Genomic DNA, 3,422 nt, shown 5'->3' with positions numbered 1-3,422 from the left:
CCGTCACGCTCTCCGAGCTTTCCGTCTCCGCCACCGGCGTGCCGACGCCCGTCGACCAGGTCGGATCGAGCGTCACCGTGCTCACCGCCGCCACTCTGGAGGCCCAGCAGCGCCGACCGCTCCCGCGCCCCCGCCGGAGGATCGCGCCGCCCTCCTGGCGGAGGCCGCGTCCCGTGGCCGGGCCGAGGGCCGGGCCGAGGCGCAAAGTGAATCCGCCGCGGCGCTCGCCTTCGCCCAGGCCGATTTCGACGCCCGCCTCGCCGCCGCGCGCGCGGAATGGTGCGCCGCCGAGGGCGATCGCCTCGCCGCCGGATTCTCCGCCGCGCTCCAGGCCCTCGGGGGCCAGCTCACCGACCGCGTCGGCACCCTGCTGGTGCCCGTGCTGACGGCGGGCCTCCGGCGCCAGGCCGTGGACGACCTCGCCCTAACCCTGGCGCAGCTCCTCGCCGACCCCCGCCACGCCCCCGTGCGCATCAGCGGACCGGCCGACCTCCTCGACGGGCTCGCGGGCAAACTCGGCGCGGGCGAATCCACCGTGGCCTTCCACCCTTCCGAGGCCGTCGAGGTCACGATCCGGGCGGACCAGACAATCATCGAGACGCAGCTCGGCGCCTGGGCCGGCCTGCTCGCCGCCGCCGTCGAAGGAGCCTGACGCGATGGCGGACGACCACCACGAGATCATCATCATCAAGCGCCACAGCGACCACGAGGAAGCTCACCACGGCGGCGCCTGGAAGATCGCGCTGGCCGACTTCATGACGGCGATGATGGCGCTGTTCCTGGTGCTGTGGCTCATCGGCTCCACCACCAAGGAAACGAAGAGCGCCATCGCCCAGTACTTCAACCCGGTGAAGCTCGCCGACGTCACCTTCGACCGCAAGGGCGTGCGTGACCCCACCAACACCCCCGGCGAGCCGATCCCCGAGGAGGGCAAGCCGGAGGACGGCAAGGGCGAAGGCAGCGGCAGGGGCGACGGCAAGGGTGACGGCAAGGGTGCCGACGCGGCCCCCGGCAGCCGTGCCCGCGAGGCCGCCCTGTTCCAGGACCCCTACGCCGTGCTGGCCAAGCTCGCGGCGGAAGCCGAATCCGAATCCGCCAGTGCCGACACCGTGGCGTCCGAGACGGGCGAGCCCGGCTTCAAGGGCGGCGAGGCCGCGCGCGACCCGTTCGATCCGCTCTACTGGCAGGTCGCCCCCGTGACGAAGGCCCGGACGGAGCAGCCGGGCTCGACCGCCACCGTCAGCCCCCTGCCGCAGGAGGCCCGCCTCGACGCCCGCGCCGCCACCGTGCCGTCGAAGGGCGCCGGATCGGCCGGCGCGCCGAAGGCCGCCCCCGTCCAGCTCGCCTCGGCCCTGCCCGAGGACGGCGAAATCCGGCTGCCGGCGAACCTGACGCCGAAGCCCGCCGAGGCCGCCGAGTCGAAACCCGCGGAGTCGAAAACCGCCAAGGAGACACGGGACGCCAAGGAGGCGAACGCGGCCAAGGTCGCGGAGGCCGCTGAGACGGCCGCCGTCGCCGCGATCAAGGCCGAGATCGCCAAGGCGGTGCCGTCCCAGGGCGGCGCGCCGGCGCCGCATGTCGAGGTGCGCCGCACGGGCGAGGGCATCCTCATCAGCCTCACGGACGACATCGGATTCAGCATGTTCGGCGTCGGCTCCGCCGAGCCCCAGGCCAAGGTGGTGCGCGCCCTCGAACAGGTGGCCCGCATCCTCAAGGACCGGCCCGGCCAGGTCGTCGTGCGCGGCCACACGGACGGCCGGCCGTTCCGCTCGGAGACCTACGACAACTGGCGCCTGTCCTCGGCCCGCGCCCAGATGGCCTCCTACATGCTCGTGCGCGGCGGCCTCGCCGATGCCCGCCTGGAGCGGATCGAGGGCTACGCCGACCGCCAGCCGCGCAACCCCGCCGACCCGAAGGCCGCCGAGAACCGCCGCATCGAGATTCTTCTGCGCGGACGGCCGGAGTGAGACGGGCGTCGGCGGATCCCCGGGCAACTGCTGCCGCCCTCGATCCCTCCCCACAAGGGGGAGGGCGGTGCGCGCGCGGGTTGGCATGCGATGTGGCGCGATTCGCCATTCTCGCCCTCGGAATCGGCCTCCTTGCCCAGGCCCCCGCGCACGCCGCCGAGTCCCACGGCGGCAATCACGACGCGGGCGGGCACGCCGCAGCACCCGCCGCCGCCATCGAGCCCCTGCCGGTCGAGCCCTACACCCTGCCCGTCGAGATGGTCCGCACCCTGCAGTTGCTGCAGGACCGCATCGCGCAAGGCTCGGGGCCCGCCCATACGGGCCAGCGCGCCCTCCTGGCCCATGCGGAGGACCGCATGCGCGCCCTCGAGCCCGACGCCTGGGCCGACCCGGTGAACATCCGCGCGGCCGTGACCTTCGCCCTCGGCGGCGGCGGGCCGGCGCTCCTGCGCCACATCCTCGCTTCCACCAAGGTGCCGGCGGAGAGCACGCCCCTGGTGCTCGGGTCCCTCGCCTTCCTCGAAGGCCGCGAGAAGGAGGCCCGCACCCTGCTCACCAAGATCGACGCCGCGTCCGTGCCCGTCGGCCTCGGGGCGCAGCTCGCCCTGACCCAGTCGGCCCTGGTGGTGCGCGACGATCCCGCCCAGTCGATCCGCCTGCTCGATCTCGCGCGCCTGCTGGCGCCCGGCACCCTGGTGGAGGAAGGGGCGCTCCGCCGGGAGATCTTCGTCCTGGCCCAGGGCAACGATCTGGCGAAGTTCGAGGCCCTGGCGATCCAGTACCTGCGCCGGTTCCGCCACTCGGTCTACGCCGGCAACTTCCGTCAGCGCTTCGCCGCCGCCCTGACCCGCCTCGATTTCGGCACCGATGCGGGCCGCTTCGCCCGGCTCCAGGCCATGCTCGACGAGATCGAGCCGGATGGCCGGCGCGACCTCTACCTGCTGGTGGCCCGCGCCGCCCTCGACCAGGGCAAGAACGCCACCGCCGTCTTCGCCGCCGAGCGCACCGTCACCCTGACCGAGCCCGGCACCGTCGCGGCGGTCCGGGCCCGCCTGTACCGGGCCGCCGCCCTCGTGGTGGTGGACGGCCGGTTCGAGGAGAGCGTCGAGACCCTGCGGATGACCGACCGGTCCGTGCTGGCGCCGGCCGATCGCGACCTCCTCGACGCGGCCCTGGCCACCGCCCGGGAGATCCGCGACGTGCCGGGCGTGCCGGCCGTCGCCCCGCTCCCGCCGGTGCCGACCCAGGTGGTGGCCCGCGAGGTCCCGACCCCCTCCGCCATCGCCCGGGCGCAGGGGGCGATCGATCAGATCGACGACTTGATGAGGAAGAGCGGCCGATGAACACGTTCGCTGCGACGATGCCGGCCCCGCGCCCCCCGGACGCCGTGGCGCCCCGGGGCGGGGCGGAGGCCGCCGAGGCGTCCCCGGAGGCCGCCGCGGGGGCGTTCGGCGC

At 74.5% G+C, this 3,422-nt stretch carries 3 protein-coding genes; all 3 read left to right on the top strand.

All coding sequences use genetic code 11. The features are described from left to right. Nucleotides 1-652: hypothetical protein (locus tag FV218_RS22950; protein ID WP_187273142.1), on the top strand; the 652-nt coding region annotated here is incomplete at its 5' end. 4 nt (nt 653-656) lie between these two features. Next, the gene (locus FV218_RS22080; protein WP_147711563.1) at nt 657-1,967 is read left to right on the top strand and encodes a MotB family protein; all 1,311 of its coding nucleotides are present in this window, start codon (nt 657-659) and stop codon (nt 1,965-1,967) included. 92 nt (nt 1,968-2,059) lie between these two features. Next, entirely contained in the window at nt 2,060-3,310 is a 1,251-nt protein-coding gene (locus FV218_RS22075) for a chemotaxis protein MotC (protein WP_246685235.1), read from the top strand. The last annotated feature ends 112 nt before the right edge of the window (nt 3,311-3,422 follow it).

It is taken from the genome of Methylobacterium sp. WL69 (genome assembly GCF_008039485.1).
Classification (GTDB): domain Bacteria; phylum Pseudomonadota; class Alphaproteobacteria; order Rhizobiales; family Beijerinckiaceae; genus Methylobacterium.
The sequence above is the reverse complement of the archived record's forward strand: the minus strand, read 5'-3'. Positions and strand labels throughout refer to the sequence as shown.

Excerpts from the sequence above, each read along its gene's own strand:
- FV218_RS22080 (WP_147711563.1), top strand. The coding sequence starts at position 657 with ATGGCGGACGACCACCACGAGATCATCATCATCAAGCGCCACAGCGAC.